Here is a 16,641-nt window from a genome sequence, read left to right on the forward strand (position 1 = left end):
ACATTCATAGTAGTTTTTTCCTTTTTCTATACCACTCATAGCGGGAAAGCTTATGTTTACACTTTTTTCATTGCTTTTCGCCGTCTGTTCGTGTAAAATAATGGGTACTGTCGAGCAGGCGTTATCATTGAGATGGGCGGGAGACGGTGCGGTTTTGTTTGGATATGTCAGGCCCTGTAAGCCAGAGCTGAAAATCAAAGAGTTTGAGCTTTATAAGTCCGTTTATTGCGGGCTGTGCAAGCAGTTGGGCCACAGCTTTGGGTATTTTGCCCGTTTTACCCTCAACTACGATTTTGCATTCCTCGCCATGCTGGATATGGCCCTTCAGGACCAATGCCCCCAAATCGAACAGCAGCGCTGTTTTGCCAATCCCCTGAAAAAGAAAAACTGCTGTCTGTCCAATCCCTCTTTGGAGTTTTCCGCCCAAGTCGCTATGATTATGCTCTATTATAAGGTGCGGGACGACATCCTGGACAGTGGGTTTTGGGGCCGGTTCCGCAATTACCTCCTGCTTCCCTTTATAAAAAATGCCTGGAAGAAAGCGGCGGCAAAACTGCCCGAAATCGATGAGATCATGAAACAGGCTGTGGACCGTCAGCGCGCTTTGGAATCCGCCGGCTGCGGCAATGTGGATGAGGCCGCCCACCCCACCGCCGAATTTTTATCCCGTATCTGTGTTTATATGGCGCGGGATGACCGGCAGCGTCGTATTCTGGATCGATTTGGCTATCTATTGGGGCGGTGGATCTATCTCATCGACGCGTTGGACGACATAGACGATGACCTGAAAGAGGGGAATTATAATCCTTTTCTTTTGGCCCATCATATAAAAGCCGGGGAGACGGAAAAGATAAATGAAGTGGTGCAGGAAGCTAAAGGTTCCTTGAACCTAACCGCAGCAGAAATCGGAACCGCTTATGCGCTATTGGAGGTCAACCGTTTTCAACCAATCTTTGACAATGTTATCTATCTTGGATTTGCAGATACAATGAATCAAATACGAACAAAAAGGAGCAAAAAAAATGAGCGATCCTTATAAGGTGCTGGGTGTTTCTCCCAATGCCACCGACGAGGAAATCAAAGCAGCCTATCGTGAACTGGCCCGGAAATATCATCCGGACAACTATGTCAACAATCCGTTGGGAGATCTGGCCGCAGAAAAGATGAAAGAAATCAATGAGGCCTATGACCAGATCCAAGCTTCCCGCAAGGCGGGAAATCAGGGCGGCTATGGCGGCTACAATGGTGGCTATCAGGGCGCTTATGGCAACTCCCGCTTTGGAGACGTGCGCCAGATGATTCAACAGGGTCGCATCAGCGACGCTGAGGAAATCCTGGAGGGTACCCCCACCGACTCTCGGGACGCCGAGTGGTATTTTCTCAAGGGAAGTATCTTTTATTCCCGGGGCTGGCTGGATCAGGCATACAGTTACTTTAACCGGGCAGTAGCCATGAACCCTGGCAATCCTGAGTATCGGGCGGCCCTCAATCAGATGGGAAGCCAACGTGCCACCGGCTACAGCCGCAGCACACCCGGCGGCTATCGTACCAACCAAAATGCCGGCGGCTGTTCCTCCTGTGATATGTGCAGCGGCTTAATCTGCGCCGACTGCTGCTGCGAATGCATGGGCGGCGACCTGATCTCCTGCTGTTAACAACAAGAAACGAAGGAAGGCTCAATACGCGATGAAACGCAGCACCAAAATTGCGCTGGGTGGTATGATTACCGGGCTTTGCATCATGCTCATGTTCATGACAGGGCTCTTCCCCTTTGCCACCTATGCCCTTCCCGCCCTGGCCGGCCTCATTCTGGTGGCCATGGTGGTGGAATTCGGTTCCACACAGGCACTCATCGTCTATGTGGCGGTGTCCATTCTCTCCATCTTCATGACCCCCGACCGGGAAGCGGCCATTATGTTCATCTGCTTTTTCGGCCACTATCCGATTATCAAAGGCATCATCGAGCGCCGGATTCCCAACCGGATTCTGGAGTGGGTGGTAAAACTGCTGACCTTTAATGCCTGTATTGTTCTGGGATACCTTTTTGTCATCAATGTCATGGGTATTTCAGAGGTGCTGGAATCCTTCGGAGACTTTGGCAAGTATTCCGTCCTTGTTCTTCTTGCTCTGGGCAATGTGGTGTTTGTCATCTACGATTTTGCCCTGACACGGGTCATCTCCATGTACATTCATTGGTTCCGGCCCAAATTCCTGCGAAAGATAAAATAACACAAGATCATGAGATAAAAGCCCTCTAATGGAGGGCTTTCTTTATGAGAGAAAGGGGATTATCATGCGCCGAGGCTCACTGGTCTTTACCGCTTTTCTGCTTATTTTTTCCTTACTTTTGCCCCTACCTGCTACAGCCGCCCACTACTTGGACAATTCGGTTACCCAAGTGTTTTCCTACTTGGAGCGCCAGGGGGAGCCTGTAGATCAGGTCATTGCCGCCCGCATTGCCGGTGAAGAACCGGATCAAGGCGCTATACGTTCCCTGCGCAACAACGCGGGCCAAGTTGCGGAGGATTCTACTGATATTGCCGGGATTTCCAACTATATCCTGGCTCTCACCGCCTCCGGCACCGATCCCAGGGACTGTGCAGGGGTTAATCTCATTGACCTGCTTTGTACCTCCTCCCTGCTCCAAAACAAAAGCCCTCGGGATCTTTCCCTCGCCCTCATCGCTTTAAACAGCGGCGACTTTTCTTCATCCGCTGAAGGCGCCATGACTCCGGAAGAAATGGAACAAACCCTCCTCTCCCTTCAGCGGGAGGACGGCGGTTTCGGCCAGACGGAAAACGCCATGAGCGACCCGGAAAGCACTGCTCTGGCTATCCTCGCTCTCGCTCCCAAGGGGAATGAAGCAGTTCTCGCAGCTGCCGTAGAATATCTTTCCGGAGCCATACAGGCTGACGGGAGCTTTCTCTCCACCGCTGGGGAGGAGACCTCCACTTCTTTGAGCACCACGGTGGCCGCCCTGTATGCGGCAGGCAGCTCCATTCAAGATGAACGGTTTGTCAAAGAAGGGCGGACCCTTCTGGACAGTCTGTTCTCTTACCAAAACGAAGACAACGGCTTTTGCCGTATCTCTGGGGAAAAAAGCGATACGACGTCTTCCCTGTGGGCCCTTTATGCCCTGGAATCTGTCCGCTCCGGCCAGGCTGTTCTGGATTTTACCGATATAGAGCTTACCCCTTACCAGCCTAGCGCTCTTAAAACCTATGGCAGCTTTATCTTGATGACCATCGGTATGATTGCCATTGTCTATATATTGCTGCTGCTCTCCCGGCGCCTTGGAAGGAAAATCGACGCCAAAAGGGCCAAGGTAAAAAGTGATAAAATTGAAAAAACTGACCCAGATAAAAATGAATAATTTGCGAATTTTTAGATGAAACTACTGCGAAAGCTGGCAAATTTCGTATCATTATCATATAATACTGGTGTATAGTAGGTAAAGGTTTCTTCTGCTATACGCCATTTTCTTGGAAAGGGGTGTGAAATCCAGCCAAAGGAAAATTCCTTGGAAGGAGGTTCGTTTTAGAGTTTGTTGAAAGCGCCATGCACCACAGGCGGCTGACCTGTGCGTTAACGAGGCGGGAGGAAGATCGAAGGTTCGGCGGATGCCTCCCCGGCTGCGGATATCCAGCCGTCATGCTGTCTACAAACCCCGGCGGCAACTCCGGGACAAAAGGGCAGTCTGTATCCAGCCCCAATGGGGCATCAAAAGATAAAACTTGGTTATTGTATAAAATACAAATTGTTTTGGCTCTTTGAGCGACAAAGGGTCTGGTTTTTCCTGTGTTTCTCCCCGCTTGGCGAAACACAGATGAGGGAAAAAGCATTTTTCCCATCAATTGGCGCGCCGCGGCCTTACTGCGGCAACCGTGGTTCTGGGGCGTAGTCTGTCCATTTGATATGCCTTAACGCCGCGGCGATGGAGGTTTTTATGTGCGGAATCGTTGGTTATATTGGCGATCAAAACGCATCAGATATTTTAGTTGACGGCCTGAAAAAATTGGAATACCGGGGATATGACTCAGCCGGTGTGGCCGTCTTTACCCAGGATGGGATCGAAGTTGTAAAATCCAAGGGCCGTCTGGCCGATCTGGAACAGAAGATGGCTTCTGTAGGAAAGCCAGAAGGCATCTGCGGCATCGGCCATACCCGCTGGGCAACCCATGGGGAGCCTTCTGATGTCAACTCCCATCCCCATTCCAGCAAAAATGTATCCTTGGTCCATAACGGCATCATCGAAAACTACCTTCCCCTGCGCCAGATGCTGATATCCGAAGGCTATTCCTTCCAGTCTGAGACCGATACAGAGGTGGTCGTCAATCTGATTGACTCCTTCTATCACGGCGATCCCCTGGAGGCCATTCGGGAAGCAGTGCTGCGGCTGGAGGGTTCCTATGCTCTGGGCATCATTTTCAAGGACTTCAGCGACCGGATCTATGCCGTACGCAAGGACAGTCCCCTCATCATCGGCCTGGGCCGGGAGGAAAACTTTATCGCGTCAGATATCCCCGCCATCCTGGGTCATACCCGGGATTACTACCTGTTGGAGGAAGGAGAAATCGCCGTCCTGACCAGAGATCAGGTGGAGATTACCGATATTTACGGCAACAAGGTGGAAAAACAGGTTCAGACCGCCACCTGGGATCTGGAGGCCGCGCAGAAAGGCGGCTATCCCCACTTTATGCTCAAGGAAATCCATGAGCAACCCACCGCTTTTCACAACACAGTTTCCCCTCGCATTGTGGATGGGCTTCCTAATTTCGATTGCGACAACATCAGCGACGAGGATCTTAAGCGCTTTGAACGGATTGTGGTGGTGGCCTGTGGCACTGCCATGTATTCCGGCTATGTGGGACAATATCTCATCGAACGTCTGGCAAGGCTCCCTGTCACTGTAGAAATCGCCTCGGAATTCCGGTATAAAAATCCCATTCTCAACAAAGATACCGATCTGATGGTCATTGTCTCCCAGTCCGGAGAAACCGCCGACACCCTAGCTGCCCTTCGTCTTGCAAAGAAACAAGGCGTCTTTGTCCTTGGCATTGTCAATGTGGTCGGCTCCTCTATCGCCCGGGAGGCGGACGCCGTCATCTATACCTGGGCTGGGCCCGAAATCGCGGTGGCCAGCACCAAGGCCTATACGGTGCAGATTTCCGTCATGTACCTGTTGGCTATCAAGTTTGCTATGCTCCGGGGCCATGCCGACGAGGCCTTTGCCAGAGAGTACACCAAAAATCTATTGTCAGTAGAAAGCCATATGGCCGATATCCTGAAAGATGGGCAACGCTTCCAATACTTTGCGTCTAAGTTCCAGAATGCTCATGATCTTTTCTATCTGGGCCGGGGACTGGACTACGCTCTTTCCATGGAGGGCTCCCTCAAGCTCAAGGAAATCACCTATATCCACAGTGAGGCTTACGCGGCCGGGGAACTCAAACACGGCCCCATCTCCCTGATCGTGGAGGGCACCCCCGTCATCGCCTTGGCTACCCAGAAAAGCCTGTTTGACAAGATGGCCAGCAATATCAAAGAGGTGAAATCCAGAGGCGGATGCGTGATTCTCATCTGCGGCGACAGCTGCGAGAACACCTCACAAATTGCCGATTACGTAATCAAGCTACCCACGGTGGAGGAAATCTTTATGCCCCTTTTGGCGGTTGCTCCCCTGCAGCTTTTGGCCTATTACACCTCCATCCTCCGGGGATGCGATGTGGATAAACCGAGAAATCTTGCCAAATCTGTTACCGTGGAATAAATATCTAAACCAAAGCCCCTGGGCATCTGCCCAGGGGCTTTTCTCATGGTTTTTTCCGGTGAAAATGGTATATTTCCCCGTGCTACGGTCAAAATGATAAGAAAGTAATTTCCACATAAAGGAGCCATGCTTATGGATCAATCCTCCAACCATTTCAAGCCCTTCATCCCCGCGGACAAGATTGTGCCGGAGTTCACCGCAACCTCTGTAATTCTGGGGATTCTTCTGGCTGTCATCTTTGGGGCCGCCAATGCCTATCTGGTACTGCGGGTAGGGTTGACCGTCTCCGCCTCTGTTCCGGCGGCGGTGATCTCTATGGGTGTCATCCGGGTCATTCTCCGCAAGGACTCGGTCCTGGAAAATAACATTGTTCAGACCATCGGATCCTCCGGTGAATCTCTGGCTGCCGGTGCCATCTTCACCCTGCCCGCTCTATTTATGTGGATGCAGGAGTGGGGAGAGGGCTCTCCCTCCCTGCTTACCATTACCGTCATCGCCCTGTGCGGCGGCGTTTTGGGCGTTGTATTTATGATCCCTCTCAGGAAAGCTATCATCGTCAAAGAGCATGGCGTTCTTCCCTTCCCCGAGGGACAGGCCTGCGCGGAGGTACTGCTGGCCGGAGAAGAAGGCGGGAGCAAAGCCTCCACCGTCTTTGCTGGGCTGGGCGTTGCCGCGGGATATAAATTTCTGTCGGAGGGCCTGGGACTCTTTCCCAGCCAGGTTCACTATGAAATTCCCGCCTACCGCGGCGCCGGCGTCGGCATCGACGCCCTGCCCGCCCTGCTGGGGGTCGGCTACATCTGCGGTCCGAAGATTTCTTCCTACATGTTTGCCGGCGGCGTCATTTCCTGGTTGGTTCTCATGCCCCTCATCAGCCTTTTTGGCGGGGATATGACCATGTTCCCTTCCACCATCCCCATCAGCACAATGTCCTCCAACCAGCTGTGGGCAAATTATGTCCGCTATATCGGCGCGGGCGCTGTCGCCATGGGCGGCATCATCAGCCTGATCAAATCCCTGCCCACCATCGTGGATACCTTTCGCCATGCCATCCAGGGCCTGAAGGGGAGCCGGGCAGGGGCCAAAAGCAGCTTAAGAACCGACCAGGATCTTCCCATGCAGGTCATTATATTCGCCATCATCGCTGTGGCGCTTATCATCTGGCTGCTGCCCGCCATCCCCGTCAATATTGTTGGCGCATTGATCGTGGTCATTTTCGGTTTTTTCTTTGCTACCGTATCATCCCGGCTGGTGGGGTTAGTAGGCAGCAGCAATAACCCTGTATCCGGTATGACCATCGCTACCCTGCTTATCGCCACCTTAATTCTCAAATCTACCGGCATGGCAGGGCGGGAAGGCATGACCGGCGCCATTACCATTGGCGCCGTTATCTGTATTGTGGCCGCCATCGCCGGTGACGCCTCCCAGGATCTGAAAACCGGTTATATTCTCGGCGCTACGCCCCGGAAACAACAATACGCGGAATTTATCGGTGTTCTCGCCTCTGCCGTTGCCATCGGCGGTGTCCTCTCCCTGCTCCACATGGCTTGGGGATACGGCTCCGCCGAATTGCCCGCCCCGCAGGCCATGCTGGCCAAGATGGTGGTGGAGGGGGTCATGAATGCCAACCTTCCCTGGGTACTGGTCATCGCAGGGGCCGGCATCGCCCTTGTCGCGCAGATTCTCGGTATCCCGGTGCTGCCCTTTGCTGTAGGCCTTTATCTGCCCATCCATCTCAATGCCGGCATCATGGCCGGAGGGATAGTTCGATGGTTCTTTGAACGGAAAAAGGCCCGCACCGAAGCGGAAGAACAGGCAAAAAAGGATACCATAAGCCGCGGCATCCTTTTTACCTCCGGTATGATTGCAGGAGAGGGAATCATCGGCATCCTTCTGGCTGTATTCGCTATCATCCCCATGGGGGAGGCTGTGGGTTCCCTCGGCGACTTCATCAAGCTGGATAGGATTTTCCCCGGCTTTACCCTGGGCAACATCGGTGGGCTCCTCTTCTTTGCCCTGCTGATCCTGATGATGCTTAAATTCACCCTGTGGCATCGTCCTAAAAAAACAGCCGGCCGCCATTTATAACGCTGTATTACAGCGGTGAACTTCCATTTGGAAAAAGGATGTGACAGATATGGCTTTGAAGAAAGCAAAGAAAAATTTTCTGGATTTCATCCCGGAGAAAAACCCCGATTTTCCCAGTTATCTTGATGAGGAGGACAAAACGGTGACTGTCATGGTGGAGCATCGGGGCTTTTACGCTATGCTGGCCCAGAAACTCGCCAAAACATCCCGCATCAGCAAAATCTCCCTGGATCAATACGGCAGCTTTATCTGGAATTGTATCGACGGGCACAGGACCATCGCCGAAATCACACAGCTTTTGGAGGATGAGTTTGGCGACCAGGTCCAGCCGGCCTCAAGCCGTGTGGCCAGATATTTCCAAATATTAAAAGAAAACCTCTTTGTTTCGCTGAAGGAGGCGTAGATAATGGAAATCGGGCGGATTTCCTTTTATATCCTTCTCTTTGCCGGTGTCACCGCTGTCCTTTATACCTGGGGACTCATAAAAAGCCAGCGGCAGGAAGGAGAGCTCATCAATAGCCTCTGGCACAAGGGGCAGCGGGTTGCCATGAAGGACATCGCCCGCGGGGGAAAACAAACCCGTTCCCAGTTGGAAAGGCGGCTGCAGGGGCTTTCCGTCTCCTTGTTTTACAGCAAAAACCGGCTTTCGGTGCAGGATGCCGGAACCTTTGCCCAGATCCTGCTGCAAAATATGGTGGAGAGGGGGCTTCTTTTGATCCAATATGACAATCAAACGCAATATTATTCCCTGGCAAGCCCCTCCCGCGTTTCGTCTTTTCTCCACTTTTTACATGGTAAAACCAGAAAATATGGGAAAACTTTGAGCGAAAACCGCTAAAAATCCAAGGAGCTTTGATAAAAATCCACCGATTTTCTTGACAAACGGCAGAGAAGCGTTTAATATCATACACAAAGAAACTTTCAGAATGTTCGAGGTACGCAAATGGCTGCTTCTATCAAAGCAATGACAAAGAAATTCTTTTTCTTCTTTATGAACTTGGGCTTTTATTTTAGCGCAGGTTTTTTTGCTTTGGAAAAAAAGATGTTGCCAATTGCTGTGTAGATGGGATAAAATCCTGGATACGAAACGGATGAAAACATACCGGTGCTTTTGGTGACAAAAGCACCGGTTTTTTTCTTTCTCCTCAAACGCTGCAAATCAAACTGAGACGGGGGTAAAAATTATGGTAGTCATTCTCAAAGAACACGCGGAAGAAAAAAAGGTTGACCAGCTTTTGGGCTGGCTGGAACTGATGGGGGTGAAAGCCAGCATCATCAAAGGCTCCCACACCACCATTCTAGGGCTGGTTGGCGATACTTCCAAAATCGACATTGATTCCATCCGCGCGGTGGATATTGTGGAAAACGTCACCCGGGTGCAGGAACCCTATAAAAACGCCAACCGGAAATTCCATCCGGACAATACGGTCATCGATATCAACGGGCGCAAGCTGGGCGGGGATGAATTCCATGTTATCTCCGGCCCCTGCTCGGTGGAAAGCGAGGCGCAGATCCTGGAGGTAGCCCGCCGGGTCAAAGCGGCAGGAGCTACTATGCTCCGGGGCGGAGCTTTCAAGCCCCGCACCTCCCCCTATGCCTTCCAGGGGCTGCGGGCTGAAGGCATTGAGTACCTGCTGGAAGCCAAAAAAGAGACCGGCATGCCCATTGTCACCGAGATCATGAGTATCGCCCATCTGGATCTCTTTAACGATGTGGATGTGATTCAGGTAGGCGCCCGGAACATGCAGAACTTTGAGCTGCTCAAGGAGCTGGGCAAGTCCAAAAAGCCGATCCTCCTCAAGCGTGGACTGGCTAACACCCTGGAAGAGCTGCTCATGAGCGCCGAATATATTATGGCAGGCGGCAACCCCAACGTGATTCTCTGCGAACGGGGTATCCGCACCTTTGAGACCTTCACCAGAAACACCCTGGATATCTCTGCCGTTCCCATCCTGAAACAGAAATCCCACCTTCCCGTAGTGGTGGACCCCAGCCACGCCACCGGCATCACCTGGCTGGTAGAACCCCTCTCCAAAGCGGCGGTGGTCTGCGGCGCCGACGGCCTTATCATTGAGGTGCACAACAATCCCGCCAAAGCCCTTTCCGACGGGCCCCAGAGCCTGACTCCCGATCAGTTTGATGAAATGATGGTGCCTCTGCGCAACCTGGTCGCCTACACCGGCAGAAAGATGGGGTAAGCATGAAAATAGGAATCGTAGGCCTGGGCCTGATGGGCGCATCCCTGGCCAAGGCGCTGAAACGCTACACCGATCACACGGTGCTGGGCCTGGATTTGGACCCTGAAGTCCGGGCCAGCGCGAAGCGGGACGGGGCGGTGGACGAGGTTTATGAAACGCCGGAGTTTCTCAAGGAATGCGCTGTGTCCTTTATCTGCCTGTTTCCCGTACAAACAGTGGAGTTTATCAAAGGAAACCTACAGTGCTTTCAGAAGGGGAGTATTGTCGCCGATATCTGCGGCGTCAAAAGCTATGTAGTAAACAGTCTTAAGGATATTCCCCTCCCCTTCATCTACCTTCCCTCCCATCCCATGGCAGGGCGGGAAATTTGCGGCTACAAGGGTTCGGTGGAAAGCCTTTTTGTGGGGGCAAGTTACATTGTCACCCCCTTGGACGCTCCCCGCTCGGCTGTGGAGAGCTTAGAAAGCCTGGTCCGTTCCATCGGTTTTACTGATTTCGTGGTCACCACCCCAGAGGACCACGACCGGATCATTGCTTTTACCTCCCAGCTGCCCCATATCATCTCCAACGCCTATGTCAAAAGCCCCAGCTGCTCTAGACATAACGGCTTTTCCGCCGGCAGCTACAAGGACCTTTCCCGGGTGGCCAAGCTCAACGAGGAAATGTGGAGCGATCTGTTCCTCCTCAACCGTGACAGCCTCCTCTTTGAGGTGGACACCCTCATGGAAAACCTGAAAAAATACCGGGAAGCATTGGCGCAGGGGGACAAATCGTCCCTGCGCGGCCTGCTCAAAGAGGGAAGAATCATCAAGGAGGAATGTGACCAATGAGAAAGATTCATATAAACGCTTCCCGGAATTATGACATCCTCATCGGGAGAAACCTTCTCCCGGATACCGGTTCCTACCTCCGGTCGGTCTGCCAACCCAAACGGGTATGCGTCATCTCCGATGATATTGTCTTTCCCCTCTACGGCGGGGCGGTGGCAAAATCTCTGGAGGAGGCGGGTTTTGAAGTTTCTCAGTTCATTTTTCCAAATGGAGAGCCCTCCAAAACCCTATCCACCGTCTCCCAGATCTTTGATTTTCTCACAGAAAAGCATTTTACCCGCTCCGACCTTTTAGTTGCCCTAGGCGGCGGCGTGGTGGGGGATTTGGCCGGTTTTGCCGCCGCCTGTTATCTCAGGGGGATCAAGTTTATCCAAATCCCCACCACCTTTTTAGCCCAGATTGACTCTTCTGTAGGCGGCAAAACCGGTGTGGACATCCCCGGAGGGAAAAACCTGGTAGGCGCTTTCTGGCAGCCCAGCCTGGTCCTCTGTGATATTAACACCCTCTCCACCCTGCCCCAAGAAACCTTCGCCGACGGCACGGCGGAAGCTGTCAAATACGGGCTGATTTATGATGAGCATCTTTTTGATCTCTTCCGCCAGCACCTTTTGGAGGAACACCTCTTCGACGTGGTCTACCGCTGTATCGAGATCAAAAAAGAGGTGGTGGAGCAGGATGAATATGACACCGGACTCAGGATGATTCTCAACTTTGGCCACACCCTAGGCCATGCCATTGAAAAATCCTACCACTACACCGGCATTACCCACGGCCACGCCGTGGCGGTGGGCATGGCCCTCATCTGTGATGCCTGCGCCGCTCAGGGTCTCATCAAGCCGGAAGATGCGGCCGCTGTCCGCGCTACCCTGGAAAGCTATGGCCTTCCCGTCAGCGTTCCCCTGGACACCAAAACCCTCTGCGGCATGTGCGGCAGTGACAAAAAGATGGACGGAGATACCCTCAACCTCATAGTCCTGGATCGGATTGGCAAGGCCAGCGTAGAAAAAATGTCCCTGGCAGGACTTGCAAAGTTTATGGGGGTGGAAGGATAGCTATGGATGTATGTATCAGCTCCTCCTCCCTGCATGGGAGTACCACCGCAGTGCCCTCCAAAAGCATGGGACACCGTAGCCTCATCTGCGGCGCCCTTTCCGGCGGCGGTACTGTCTCCAACCTCAGCTGGTCGGCGGACATCACCGCCACGGTGGATGCCCTGTCTGCCATGGGGTTTTCCCTAAAAAAGGGGGAAAACACAGTTACTTTTACCGGTTTTTCTCCCGCCAAGGAGCCTGTCATCGACTGTAATGAGTCCGGCTCCACCCTGCGCTTTCTCCTTCCCGTGGCCTCCGCTCTTGGCCTTTCCTGTACCTTTACCGGCCGGGGCAGGCTTCCCAGCCGGCCCATCGATGTTTTGACCCGTGCTCTCTCCCGTCATGGAGTCCGCTGTTCTTCCGACAGCCTCCCCCTTTCCCTCAGCGGCAGGCTGTCCCCGGGGAAATTTCATCTGCCCGGCAACATCAGCTCCCAGTATATCTCCGGGCTGCTCTTCGCCCTGCCCCTGCTTTCGGGGGACAGCGAAATTATCCTGACCACCCCATTAGAATCCAAACCCTATGTGGATTTGACCGTGAAAGCGCTGGCTGACTTTGGCGTTCTGGTGGAGGAGCAGGATGACGGCTATCAGGTTCCGGGGAACCAGCGCTTTTCCCCCAAAAGCTGTGTCGTGGAAGGGGACTATTCCGGCGCCGCCTTCTTTGCCTGCGGCGGGGCCTTGACCGGTGATGTAACCACCTTTGGGCTGGATCACGGCTCCCTCCAGGGGGATAGGGAAATCTTTCCTCTATTGGCCCAGATGGGCGCTATGGTAGAGGAGGGGGACAATCATGTGCGTGTAGCCGCTGGGCAGCTTCACGCCATCGACATCGATGCTTCCCAAATCCCGGATCTGGTTCCCATTCTGGCGGTCACCGCGGCTTTCTGCCAGGGGACGACCACCATCTATAACGCCGGCCGGCTCCGGCTCAAGGAAAGCGACCGCCTGGCCGCTGTAGCCGATTGCCTGGGAAAACTGGGTGGCAGGGTCAAAGAACATGCCGACCGCCTGGTCATCACCGGCAGAAACTCTCTGGAAGGCGGCGCTGTAGACGGCTACAATGACCACCGCATCGTCATGGCTATGGCCATTGCGGCCCTGCGCTGTAAAAATCCCGTGGTAATCCGGGGAGCCCAGGCAACCCAAAAATCTTTTGGCACATTTTTTGAGGAATTTGCAAAACTAGGAGGGAACTGCCATGTCATCCATGATTGATCAAAACCTGAAAATTTCTATCTTTGGGGAGTCCCACAGCGCACAGATTGGCGTGGTCATCGATAACCTCCCCGCCGGCATCCCCATCGATATGGATAAAGTCGGTGCCTTCATGGCCCGGCGGGCGCCTAAAAAAGAGACCTACTCCACCGCCCGGCGGGAGGCGGACATCCCCCAGGTGGTGTCCGGCCTCTTTGAGGGGCACACCACCGGCACCCCCCTGTGCGCGGTGATCTCCAACACCGATACCCGCTCCCAGGATTACAAACAGATGCAGTCCAAGGCCCGGCCGGGACACGCCGACTACACCGGTTATCTGCGCTATCACGGCCAGAATGACTACCGGGGCGGCGGACACTTTTCCGGCCGGCTGACAGCCCCCCTGTGCTTCGCAGGCGCTGTGGCCCTTCAGGCCCTGGAGCAGCTTGGGGTCACCATCGGCGCCCACATTCTCTCTTTAGGCGGAGTCTGGGACAACGCCTTTGACCCGGTGGGCATTACTCCAGAAGATCTGCAGGCTGTCACCGCCGCTGATTTCCCCGTCACTGTGAACCCTGTCAAGCTCAAAATGCTGGAAGCGGTAGAAAAAGCCCGTCTGGATCTGGATTCGGTGGGCGGCACCATTGAGTGCTGCGCCGTAGGCGTCAAAGCAGGGCTTGGCTCCCCTATGTTTGACGGGCTGGAAAACGTTATCTCCCGGATCGCATTCGGCATCCCCGCCATCAAAGGCATTGAATTTGGAAGCGGCTTTGACTGCGCCGGCATGACGGGAAAAGAGCACAACGATCCTTTCTATATCGATGAGAATGGGCAGATTAAAACAAGGACCAACAACCACGGCGGCATCCTGGGCGGCATTTCCTCCGGCATGCCTCTGATTTTCCGGGTGGCGGTGAAGCCCACCGCCTCCATCGGCGCTGAGCAGCAGACGGTGGATTTCATCAAAGAGGAAAACACCACCCTTTCCATCACCGGCCGCCACGATCCCTGCATTGTCCCCAGGGCAGTCCCCTGCGTGGAAGCAGCGTTGGCCATTGCGTTATTGGACGCCTATATGGCGCCTACCCTGGATTTGACAGAGAAAGGCGGCAGATAAACCATGGATTTGACAGAACTTCGCACCCAAATTGACGAGGTGGACAGCCAGATCGTCTCCCTCTTTCAAAAGCGGATGGAGCTTGTAGACGGGGTAGCCGCCTACAAGCGGGAGCACCATGTGCCGGTGCTGGCCAGCGGACGGGAGGAGCAGGTGCTGGACCGGGTAGCCCAGCTTGCCGGCCCGAAGCTGGCAGGAGCAAGCCGTGTCCTTTTCACCACCCTGATGGATCTGAGCAAGTCCAGCCAGTATTCCCAGAACCTTCCTGCCGACTCCAAGCTGGTCTCCCTGCGGGAGGGGGCCAAAGAGGAATTTGTCCTTCCCCAGAAAGCCAAGGTGGGATGCCAGGGGGTCATGGGGGCCTATTCTTCTATTGCCGCGCGCCGGATGTTTGCCCAGCCGGACCTGCGTTTTTATCCCCACTTTGGGGATGTCTTTGACGCGGTGGAATCCGGCGAGATCGAATACGGTGTCCTGCCCATCGAAAATTCCTCCGCCGGCAGTGTCAGCGCCGTCTATGACCTGATGAAAAAACACAACTTTTACATTGCCGCGGCGCTAAAGCTTCGCATTGACCATTGCCTGGTGGCCAAGGGGCCTATCCCCCTTCAAAAGGTCACCAAGGTCTATTCCCATGAACAGGGGATCAACCAGTGTCTCGGCCTTTTCTCCCAATATCCCAACATGTCCCCGGAAGTATTCTCCAACACCGCGGCGGCGGCGGAGTTTGTGGCCCATTCCTCTGACGATACCTTGGCCGCCATCTCCTCCAAAGAGACGGCCCAGCTTTACGGGCTGCATATTCTGAAAGAAAGCGTCCAGGACAACGACTTTAACTTCACCCGCTTTATCATCATCACCCGGGATTTTGTCCGCACCGGGGACGCCGATAAGATCAGCCTCAGCCTGGTTTTACCCCATCAGGCCGGTTCCCTATACCACATCATCACCCGCTTTGCGGTTTTAGGGCTCAATCTGACCAAGCTGGAGTCCCGCCCCATTCCCGGAAGGGATTTCGAGTTTATGTTCTACTTTGATTTCGAAGGTTCCATCCTGGATGAAAAGGTGATCTCCCTGCTGGGGCAGCTGGAAAGCCAGCTGGAATACTTCTCTTTCCTGGGCAATTTTCATGAGAGCCTATAGTTTCACAGGCCTGGATCTCTGATAGTTCCGGGCCTGTTTTTTTAGCGAAAAGGTGGCTGGCAAAAAATTCCCCTATATTTTTAGCGCTTTTGATGGATAGGAGAAAGGAAAGATTTCTGTTATACTGAAACAGGAGTTTTATAAAATGGGGGAGTGTATCATGTCAGCAACCATCACACAACTACCGCAACAAAAAACCATGGGCCAGGGTCAGGCTACCCTCATGCTGGTAATCTGCGCCGCTATGTGGAGCTTTGCCGGCACCTGGATTAAACTGGTGGATTTTCATCCCATCGTCATCAATTCCGCCCGGGGTATTTTCGCGGTTCTTTCGATTTTAGTCTATTTTGCCATCAAAAAAATCAAAATTTCCGTCCAGAAGGAAGCCATCATCGGCGGAGTGATTCTGGCCTCGGTCATGACGGTAACGGTCTGCGCCCTGAGCCTGACCACCGCTGCCAACGCCATCATCCTCCAGTACATGAGCCCTGTTTATGTCCTGCTCATCTCGGTGATCTTCTTTAAACAGAAGGCCCGGGGCAAGGATATCCTGGTGGTTATCTTTTCCATCCTGGGCGTGGCCCTGTTTTTCATTGACAAGGTGGAAGCCGGCAGCCTTTTGGGCAATATCCTTGGCATCTGCGGCGGCATCCTCTTTGCCATCTCCTTTATCTACAACAACCGCGCCAAGGTAAATCCCCTGCACATCGTCTTCTGGGGCTGCCTCTTCTCCACCATCATCGGCATTCCCTTTTTCTTTATTTATCCGCCCCACTTTACCGCCCTGGGCACTGTCGCCGTCATCATGATGGGCAGCGTCCATCTGGGGATTCCTTATATCCTCTATGGGCTGGCCATTCAGCATTGCAGCGCTCTCAACGCCTCCATTGCCACCATGATCGAGCCCATCCTCACCCCTATTTGGGTTTTTCTCATTGTGGGGGAAATGCCCGGCAAATACGCCCTCTACGGCGCCATCCTGGTCATGTTGGTTATCTCCCTTTACAGCATTTCCAATGCCCGGGCCGCTCAAAAAGAGTCTTAGTTTGTAATATCGCATCCGCTCTGCCAGGGCGGATGCCTTCTTTTTCATGGAAGAAAGCCCTGTACCGGCGCCCATCTTTTTCCAAAAGTCCTCTCTCCGGGGGCTTTTTTGTTGAAAGGGCCCGCAATTGCGTGTATAATAGCACATAGATCACTTTGGATGG

At 53.5% G+C, this 16,641-nt stretch carries 16 protein-coding genes; 15 read left to right on the top strand and 1 reads right to left on the bottom strand.

Annotated features, from left to right (window positions below; translation table 11 throughout):
- Positions 1 to 52: 52 nt before the first annotated feature.
- From WGC32_RS00570 to WGC32_RS00585, 4 genes are all read left to right on the top strand, one after another.
- Positions 53 to 1,039 (top strand): DUF5685 family protein, encoded by a 987-nt coding sequence (locus WGC32_RS00570; protein ID WP_342680318.1) that lies wholly within the window; start codon positions 53 to 55, stop codon positions 1,037 to 1,039.
- Positions 1,023 to 1,655 carry a DnaJ domain-containing protein gene (locus WGC32_RS00575; protein WP_191482188.1) on the top strand — a complete coding sequence of 211 codons (633 nt, stop codon included), beginning with the start codon at positions 1,023 to 1,025 and terminating at the stop codon, positions 1,653 to 1,655. Before WGC32_RS00570 ends, WGC32_RS00575 begins: the two co-directional genes overlap by 17 nt.
- Positions 1,656 to 1,686: 31 nt before the next feature.
- Positions 1,687 to 2,229, top strand: coding sequence for a hypothetical protein (locus WGC32_RS00580; RefSeq protein ID WP_191482187.1), 543 nt, complete (start codon positions 1,687 to 1,689; stop codon positions 2,227 to 2,229).
- 64 nt (positions 2,230 to 2,293) lie between these two features.
- Positions 2,294 to 3,373: a prenyltransferase/squalene oxidase repeat-containing protein gene (locus tag WGC32_RS00585; RefSeq protein WP_342680319.1), complete on the top strand. Its 1,080-nt coding sequence runs from the start codon at positions 2,294 to 2,296 to the stop codon at positions 3,371 to 3,373.
- A 94-nt stretch (positions 3,374 to 3,467) separates the two neighbouring features.
- Here the strand turns inward: WGC32_RS00585 and WGC32_RS00590 are convergent, their stop codons facing one another.
- Entirely contained in the window at positions 3,468 to 3,851 is a 384-nt protein-coding gene (locus tag WGC32_RS00590; RefSeq protein WP_342680320.1) for a hypothetical protein, read from the bottom strand.
- A gap of 95 nt (positions 3,852 to 3,946) precedes the next feature.
- Between WGC32_RS00590 and glmS the strand changes: the two genes are divergently transcribed.
- The 11 genes from glmS (at position 3,947) to WGC32_RS00645 (ending at position 16,478) form a co-directional block, all read left to right on the top strand.
- Positions 3,947 to 5,770 (top strand): glutamine--fructose-6-phosphate transaminase (isomerizing), encoded by a 1,824-nt coding sequence (glmS, locus tag WGC32_RS00595; RefSeq protein ID WP_191482185.1) that lies wholly within the window; start codon positions 3,947 to 3,949, stop codon positions 5,768 to 5,770.
- Between the two features lie 132 nt (positions 5,771 to 5,902).
- The gene (locus tag WGC32_RS00600) at positions 5,903 to 7,858 is read left to right on the top strand and encodes an OPT family oligopeptide transporter (protein WP_342680321.1); all 1,956 of its coding nucleotides are present in this window, start codon (positions 5,903 to 5,905) and stop codon (positions 7,856 to 7,858) included.
- 49 nt (positions 7,859 to 7,907) lie between these two features.
- A complete protein-coding gene (locus WGC32_RS00605) occupies positions 7,908 to 8,261 on the top strand; it encodes a PqqD family protein (RefSeq protein WP_342680322.1) in 354 nt (117 codons plus the stop codon).
- A 3-nt stretch (positions 8,262 to 8,264) separates the two neighbouring features.
- A complete protein-coding gene (locus WGC32_RS00610) occupies positions 8,265 to 8,696 on the top strand; it encodes a hypothetical protein (protein WP_342680323.1) in 432 nt (143 codons plus the stop codon).
- 346 nt (positions 8,697 to 9,042) lie between these two features.
- A complete protein-coding gene (aroF, locus tag WGC32_RS00615; RefSeq protein ID WP_191482181.1) occupies positions 9,043 to 10,056 on the top strand; it encodes a 3-deoxy-7-phosphoheptulonate synthase in 1,014 nt (337 codons plus the stop codon).
- Between the two features lie 2 nt (positions 10,057 to 10,058).
- Complete coding sequence (locus WGC32_RS00620) at positions 10,059 to 10,886, top strand: prephenate dehydrogenase (RefSeq protein WP_342680324.1); 828 nt, start codon at positions 10,059 to 10,061, stop codon at positions 10,884 to 10,886.
- Positions 10,883 to 11,938, top strand: a complete 1,056-nt coding sequence (gene aroB, locus WGC32_RS00625; RefSeq protein WP_342680325.1) for a 3-dehydroquinate synthase — start codon at positions 10,883 to 10,885, stop codon at positions 11,936 to 11,938. The genes WGC32_RS00620 and aroB overlap by 4 nt, the downstream gene beginning before the upstream one ends.
- Positions 11,939 to 11,940: 2 nt before the next feature.
- The gene (aroA, locus tag WGC32_RS00630) at positions 11,941 to 13,194 is read left to right on the top strand and encodes a 3-phosphoshikimate 1-carboxyvinyltransferase (protein WP_342680326.1); all 1,254 of its coding nucleotides are present in this window, start codon (positions 11,941 to 11,943) and stop codon (positions 13,192 to 13,194) included.
- Entirely contained in the window at positions 13,178 to 14,290 is a 1,113-nt protein-coding gene (gene aroC, locus WGC32_RS00635) for a chorismate synthase (RefSeq protein ID WP_342680327.1), read from the top strand. The genes aroA and aroC overlap by 17 nt, the downstream gene beginning before the upstream one ends.
- A 3-nt stretch (positions 14,291 to 14,293) precedes the next feature.
- Positions 14,294 to 15,433: a bifunctional chorismate mutase/prephenate dehydratase gene (locus WGC32_RS00640; RefSeq protein WP_342680328.1), complete on the top strand. Its 1,140-nt coding sequence runs from the start codon at positions 14,294 to 14,296 to the stop codon at positions 15,431 to 15,433.
- A 145-nt stretch (positions 15,434 to 15,578) separates the two neighbouring features.
- On the top strand, positions 15,579 to 16,478 hold the full coding sequence (locus WGC32_RS00645) for a DMT family transporter (RefSeq protein WP_342680329.1): 900 nt from the start codon (positions 15,579 to 15,581) through the stop codon (positions 16,476 to 16,478).
- Positions 16,479 to 16,641: the final 163 nt, after the last annotated feature.

Source organism: Zongyangia acetica, from assembly GCF_038739695.1.
Classification (GTDB): domain Bacteria; phylum Bacillota; class Clostridia; order Oscillospirales; family Ruminococcaceae; genus Zongyangia; species Zongyangia gallinarum.